The sequence below is a fragment of the Pseudonocardia sp. 73-21 genome (genome assembly GCF_001899645.1).
Lineage (GTDB): Bacteria > Actinomycetota > Actinomycetes > Mycobacteriales > Pseudonocardiaceae > Pseudonocardia.
Genome location: NZ_MKVV01000092.1, coordinates 1 through 5,805 on the forward strand (window position 1 = coordinate 1; position 5,805 = coordinate 5,805).

The following is a 5,805-nucleotide window of genomic DNA, read 5'->3' on the forward strand; positions in this document are numbered from 1 at the left end:
GGCCCAGGCCCTTACAGGGCTACTGTTCAACCCACTGACCACCGGTGTTGCGACGACCCCTTGAACCCGCAGGCCTCTGTGGTGCGGCCCGCGACGATCACGCCGAGTCGCGTTCCCCGTGATCGGCGCGCACGTGCGGCGCGGCCCTCGTACCGCTGATGTGCGGATCGACGCATCATGTCGATCTGCCGGGTACGGTCATCGGCCTCGTCCCGGCTGCGGGTCCGCTCGGGCGGCCAGTGCTCCCACGATCGCGGTCCACCGCACCGCACGGCCGCGGTGAGGGCGCTGACGTGCGGCTCATCCCGATCACGCGTCCCGCGGCCCCGTCATGATCGCCATGGACCGCCCGTTGTGGCCTTCGTCGGGGCGCCCGGGTGCGGAGCACAGTGATCATGCTGGTGCGCCCTGGCCGCGCGCCCACCCGAAACGTGCGACTCGCGCACGGGAGAGTGCCGACTCGCGCGCGGAATCGCCGACTCGGGCACGGGGAAGTGCCGACTCGCGGGGGCGGGGTCAGGTCGTCAGTTTCAGGTCCAGGGAGCCCGTCATCCGGACCTCGCGGAGGGTTCCCGCCCCCGTGTCGAACGCCCGGACCGTGCCGTCGGGCTCCCAGCCCGCCCGGGCGTAGAAGCGGCGGGAGGCCTCGTCGGCCTCGGGGATCCAGGCCAGCCCGTAGATCGCCCCGGCCTGCTGCAGCGCGTGGGCGGCGGTGGCGAGCAGGCGGCCGCCGTGACCGCGCCGGCCCCACCGCGGCTCGACCAGCAGCGTGCCGATCTCCCCCCAGGCATCGGGCCCGGACGGCTCGCCCGCCACCGCGGCCGCGGCGAAACCGACGGTCCAGTCGCCCTCGATGGCCAGCAGGACGTGCCCGGCGCCGGCACCGATCGCCCCCGACCACGCCGCGCGCGCCTCGGCGCCGCGCAGCTGCTCGATCGCCGTCGCCGGCACGAGGGACGCGTAGGCGGCGGCCCAGGTGTCGGCCTGGATGCGCACGATCTCCTCGACGTCGGCGGAGGTGGCGGCTCGGACCGCGGCGATGGCCATGGGAGATGGATACCCCGTCGGCGTCCAGGGCGTGGAACGGGGGCGACATGCAGTCGTTGCGCATGACAACGTCGGTGGGGTGACGCGCACCCGACCGACCCTCAACCTCCCGTGGGCGGCGCTCGGCGTCGTGTACGTGCTGTGGGGGTCGACCTACCTGGCCAACCGGCTGATCATCACGACGGTGCCGCCGCTGCTGGCCGGGGGGTTCCGGTTCCTGGTCGGGGGCGCCCTGCTCGTGCTGGTGGTGCTGGCCGTGGCCGGCCCCGGGGCGCTCCGCATGAGCCTCGCCCAGTTCGGCACCACCGCGCTGTCGGGCCTGCTGCTGCCCGCGTGGGGCAACGGGCTGGTCGTGCTCGGGCAGCAGGCCGTCGCGTCCGGGCTCGCGGCGCTGCTGATCGCCGCGGTGCCGCTGTGGATCGTGATCCTGCGCGCCGTCACCGGCGACCGGCCGCGGGCGGCGACGGTGGGAGGCGTGGCCGTCGGGGTGGTGGGGCTGGCCGTGCTCGTGCTGGCCGGTCCGGGATCGGGCGGCGTCAGCGGCAGCGCCTGGTGGGGGCCGTGGCTGGTGCTGCTGGCCAGCCTCGGCTGGGCCACCGGCACCTTCGCCACCACCCGGCTGCCGGTGCCCGCGAACCCGTTCGCGATGGCGGCGGTGCAGATGCTCGTGGGTGGCGTGATCCTGATGGTCGCCGGTACCGCGGCGGGGGAGCGGGTGGACCCCGCCGCGATCACGGTCGTGTCCTGGTGGGCGTGGGTCTACATGGCCGTGGTGGTGTCGCTCGGGGCGTTCAGCGCGTACGCGTTCGCGCTGTCGACGCTGCCGGTCTCGACGGTCGCGACCTACGCCTACGTCAACCCGGTGCTCGCGGTGCTGCTGGGGGTGCTGGTGGTCGGCGAGCGCTTCACGCCCCTGCAGCTCGTGGGCGGGGCGATCGTGCTGGTGGCGGTGGTCCTGGTGATCGTGGCCGAGCGGCCCTCGCCCGCGCGGAAACGTCGTACCCCCATGGCAGCATCGGGCCCGTGACCGATCGCATCACCCCGGGAGCGGCCCGCCGCGCCGCCCTCGCGGCCCAGGGCTTCGCCGACGCCCGCCCGGCCGGGCCCGTCACGCGGCGGCACCTGGTCCGCACGGTCGACCGCACGAAGCTGTTGCAGCTCGACTCCGTCAACGTCGCGGTGCGAGCCCACTACATGCCGCTGTTCAGCCGGCTGGGCCCCTACGACGCCGCCCTGGTGGACGACGCCGCGTGGAGCCACTCGGCGCGCAGGCCGCGGCTGCTGGTGGAGTACTGGGCCCACGAGGCCAGCCTGCTCCCGGTGGCCGACTGGCCGCTGCTGATGTCGGGCGCCAAGCGCAAGGGCTGGTGGCGCTTCGCCGAGGAGATCGCCGAGCGCGAGCCCACCCTGGTCGACGACGTGCTGGCTGCGGTCAAGGAGCTCGGCCCGGCCAGCGCGGGCACCCTCGAGCAGGCGCTGGGCGCCACCGGCGCGCCCCGGCCGCCCGGTGCCACCTGGTGGGAGCGCTCCGACGTCAAGCGCGTCTGCGAGCTGCTGTTCGGGCTGGGGCAGCTCACCACCGGCACGCGCGTCAGCTTCCAGCGGCTCTACGACCTGCCCGAGCGCGTGCTGCCCCCGGAGGTGCTGGCCGCCCACCCCGTCGATCCCGATGAGGCCGCCCGCCGGCTGGTGCTGAACTCGGCGTCGGCGCTGGGGGTGGCCACCGAGCCCGACCTGCGCGACTACTACCGTCTCGGCCCCGCCCGCAGCCAGCAGGCCGTGGCGGAGCTGGTGGAGAGCGGTGAGCTGGAGCCGGTCGAGGTCCACGGCTGGCGCCATGGTGCCTACCTGCGCCCCGGGACGCGGATGCCGCGGCGGGTCTCCGGGCGGGCGCTGCTGTGCCCGTTCGATCCGCTGATCTGGGAGCGCGACCGCACCGAGCGCCTCTTCGGCTTCCGCTACCGCATCGAGATCTACGTGCCCGAGCCCAGGCGGGAGTACGGCTACTACGTGTTCCCGTTCCTGCTCGACGGCGAGCTGGTGGCCCGCGTCGACCTCAAGGCCGACCGCGCCACCGCCACGCTGCGGGTACCCGGCGCGTTCGCCGAGCCCGGCGTCGACACCGCGCGCGTGGTGGCCGAGCTGGCCGCCGAGCTGCACACGATGGCGGCCTGGCTGGGCCTGGACGCGGTGGTGGCCGGCGCCCGTGGCGACCTGGCGAGCCCGCTGGCGGCGGCCCTCGGCCCGCGGTGATCACGGGCGGATGGTCGCCGGTGGAGCTCCGGCAGCCGCCATCTGCCCGTGATCACCGCGTCGGAGGTCAGGCCGGGACCGCTCGCGTGACCAGCACGTCCCCGCTGCCTGTACGGCCGCGCACGTGCACCGCCACGCCCCCGATGGGGGCCGTGCCGCCCACCTCCAGGTCGCTGCGGGCCGAGCCCGAGCCCGAGGAGAGGTCCAGCTCGGCCGTCACCCCGGCGTGCACGCCCACCCGCAGCTCGCCCGAGCCGGTGGTCAGCTCGTAGCGGCCGGAACGGGCGTCGGCGATCCGCAGGTCTCCCGAACCCGTCCGCACCCCGAGGTCACCCGACACCACGCCGAGCTCGACGTCGCCGCTGCCCGCCTTGACGTCGCTGGCTCCGCGGAGGTCGGCCAGCCGGATGGCTCCCGATCCGGTGCGCACGCGGGTGCGGCCGCTGACCGGGCCCACCGCCACGTCGCCGGAGCCGGTGGTGACGTCGGCGTCGCCGTCGACGGCCTCGAGGGTGGCGGAGCCCGCCCCCGTGCGCACCGCGGCCCAGCCGGCGACACCGGTGACCGTCACGTCACCGGCGCCGGTGCGGGCCGCGATCCGCGACCCCCGGGGGGCCGTGATCGTGACCTCCAGCGGCACCATGCGCAGCGGCAGCTCCTGCGACGAGCGCACCACCAGCCGGCGCGCGGGCTCCGACCAGCTGATCTCCGCGGCCGCCACGGCGTCGGCGGGGAGCCACTGCGGGTCGCCCCCGGGGGCGCCGGTCGCGGTGCCCAGCCAGTTCACGATGCCGGTGAGGCCCTGGGCCCACCCGCCGCCGACGGTGGGGTCGTGGCGCACCTCGACGGTGACCTCCTCGCCCCCGTCCGGGTCGAGTCGCACGGTGACCCGCCCGACGTCGACGCTCACCTCCAGCTCGGCCGCCCCCTTGACCGGCCACGACTCGCGCCGCACCGCGTCGGACGGGGTGTCCGGGGTGTCCGGGGTGTCCGGGGAGTCCCCCGAGGAGTCCCCCGAGGAGTCCCCCGAGGAGTCCTTCGAGAAATCGATGGCGTCGTTCATCCCTGCACCCACCCCTGGATCCGTCGGTCGTCCTTGCCCGGCCGGCCGGGGCGCCCCGGCCGGCCCCGGCCGTGTCCGCCCTGACCCGAGAGCGCACCCTGCACGGCCTGCGCCACCCACGAGTTCAGTGACATGCCCTGCGACGCCGCGGCCTGCTCGGCCTGGCCCTTGATCTGCTCGACCAGCCGCAGGGTGATGCGGGAGATGTCGCCCGCGTCCCCGCCGCCCTGGCCGAAGCCGCCGAACCCGCCGAAGCCACCCGTCGGCGCGGGCTCGGGCTCCGGCTCGGCCGTGGGGTCACCGCTGACGGCGACGCGGACGTCGCGCCCGTCCAACCGCACCTCGACGACGTGGTCGGGCAGCGCGGCCGTGACCTCGGCCGCGAGGTCGGACAGGGCGTTCATGAGGGCCAGCCGCGCGGCCGGCTCGATGGCGGCGCCGAGCAGGGCCGCGGTGCGCTGCGTCTGCTCGTCGCCAGCGGCGGCGGCGGACGCGAGGTCCTCCCGAAGCTGCGTGACGTACTGACCGAGGTCCATGACGCCATAATGGCGTCAGATATGACGTCAGTCAAGTGTCACGTGGCGTCAGGCGGAACCGTCGGGGGTCCCGGTTACCCTCCTGGACATGCCGGAGATCGTGCCGCTGGGAGTCCAGCTCGTCGCCAAGACCGAGTTCGTGGCGCCTGCGGGCGTGCCGTGGACCACTGACGCCGACGGGGGCCAGGCGCTGGCCGAGTTCGCCGGACGGGCCTGCTACCAGTCGTGGAAGAAGCCCAACCCCGCCACGGCCACCAACGCCGGCTACCTGCGCCACATCCTCGAGGTGGGGCACCTGTCCGTGCTGGAGCACGGCTCGGTCAGCTTCTACCTGACCGGGGTGTCGCGGAGCCTCACCCACGAGCTCATCCGCCACCGCCACTTCTCCTACAGCCAGCTCTCGCAGCGCTACGTACCCGAGCGCGACGCCGCGATGGTCGAGCCCGAGGCCATTTCCGACGACCCGGCGCTGCACAAGCTCTTCGAGGACGCGTCGGCCGCCGCGGTCACCGCCTACGAGCAGCTGCTCGAAGGCCTGGAGAAGCGCTTCGCCGACGAGCCCAACGCCACCCTGCGCCGCAAACAGGCCCGCCAGGCCGCGCGGGCGATCCTGCCCAACGCCACCGAGACGCGCATCGTCGTCACCGGCAACTACCGGGCCTGGCGCCACTTCATCGCGATGCGCGCCACCGAGCACGCCGACGTCGAGATCCGCGCGCTGGCCATCGAGTGCCTCCGCCGGCTCCAGGACGAGGTCCCCAACGTGTTCAACGACTTCGACATCCAGAAGCTCGACGACGGCTCCGAGATCGCGTCCAGCCCATTCGTCACCGAGGGCTAGTGTCCTGAGTCGGTAATTCGCCCGCAGTAGCTGGCGACGCTGTCGAGGATCTCGTCGGCGGTCTT

Annotated in this window: 6 protein-coding genes; 3 read left to right on the plus strand and 3 right to left on the minus strand. The window is 74.4% G+C overall.

What is annotated here, in order from left to right:
* Positions 1–516: 516 nt before the first annotated feature.
* Positions 517–1,047 carry a GNAT family protein gene (locus BGP03_RS29375; protein WP_298798373.1) on the minus strand — a complete coding sequence of 177 codons (531 nt, stop codon included), beginning with the start codon at positions 1,045–1,047 and terminating at the stop codon, positions 517–519.
* Positions 1,048–1,126: 79 nt separating this feature from the next.
* Here BGP03_RS29375 and BGP03_RS29380 point away from each other — a divergent pair, with 79 nt between their 5' ends.
* Both BGP03_RS29380 and BGP03_RS29385 read left to right on the plus strand, forming a co-directional pair.
* On the plus strand, positions 1,127–2,074 hold the full coding sequence (locus BGP03_RS29380) for an EamA family transporter (protein ID WP_296377911.1): 948 nt from the start codon (positions 1,127–1,129) through the stop codon (positions 2,072–2,074).
* The gene (locus BGP03_RS29385) at positions 2,071–3,300 is read left to right on the plus strand and encodes a crosslink repair DNA glycosylase YcaQ family protein (protein WP_296377912.1); all 1,230 of its coding nucleotides are present in this window, start codon (positions 2,071–2,073) and stop codon (positions 3,298–3,300) included. The genes BGP03_RS29380 and BGP03_RS29385 overlap by 4 nt, the downstream gene beginning before the upstream one ends.
* Before the next feature lie 67 nt (positions 3,301–3,367).
* Here BGP03_RS29385 and BGP03_RS29390 read toward each other — a convergent pair whose 3' ends face one another.
* The gene (locus BGP03_RS29390; RefSeq protein ID WP_298798371.1) at positions 3,368–4,363 is read right to left on the minus strand and encodes a DUF4097 family beta strand repeat-containing protein; all 996 of its coding nucleotides are present in this window, start codon (positions 4,361–4,363) and stop codon (positions 3,368–3,370) included.
* A complete protein-coding gene (locus BGP03_RS29395) occupies positions 4,360–4,899 on the minus strand; it encodes a toxin-antitoxin system HicB family antitoxin (RefSeq protein ID WP_296377914.1) in 540 nt (179 codons plus the stop codon). Before BGP03_RS29395 ends, BGP03_RS29390 begins: the two co-directional genes overlap by 4 nt.
* 88 nt (positions 4,900–4,987) lie before the next feature.
* On the opposite strand from BGP03_RS29395, the gene thyX reads away from it, so the two are divergent.
* Positions 4,988–5,740 (plus strand): FAD-dependent thymidylate synthase, encoded by a 753-nt coding sequence (gene thyX, locus BGP03_RS29400; protein WP_296377915.1) that lies wholly within the window; start codon positions 4,988–4,990, stop codon positions 5,738–5,740.
* Positions 5,741–5,805 lie beyond the last annotated feature (65 nt).

Coding starts and splice junctions, on each gene's coding strand:
- BGP03_RS29390 (WP_298798371.1), bottom strand. CDS start 4,363: ATGAACGACGCCATCGATTTCTCGAAGGACTCCTCGGGGGACTCCTCG.
- BGP03_RS29395 (WP_296377914.1), bottom strand. CDS start 4,899: ATGGACCTCGGTCAGTACGTCACGCAGCTTCGGGAGGACCTCGCGTCC.
- thyX (WP_296377915.1), top strand. CDS start 4,988: ATGCCGGAGATCGTGCCGCTGGGAGTCCAGCTCGTCGCCAAGACCGAG.
- BGP03_RS29375 (WP_298798373.1), bottom strand. CDS start 1,047: ATGGCCATCGCCGCGGTCCGAGCCGCCACCTCCGCCGACGTCGAGGAG.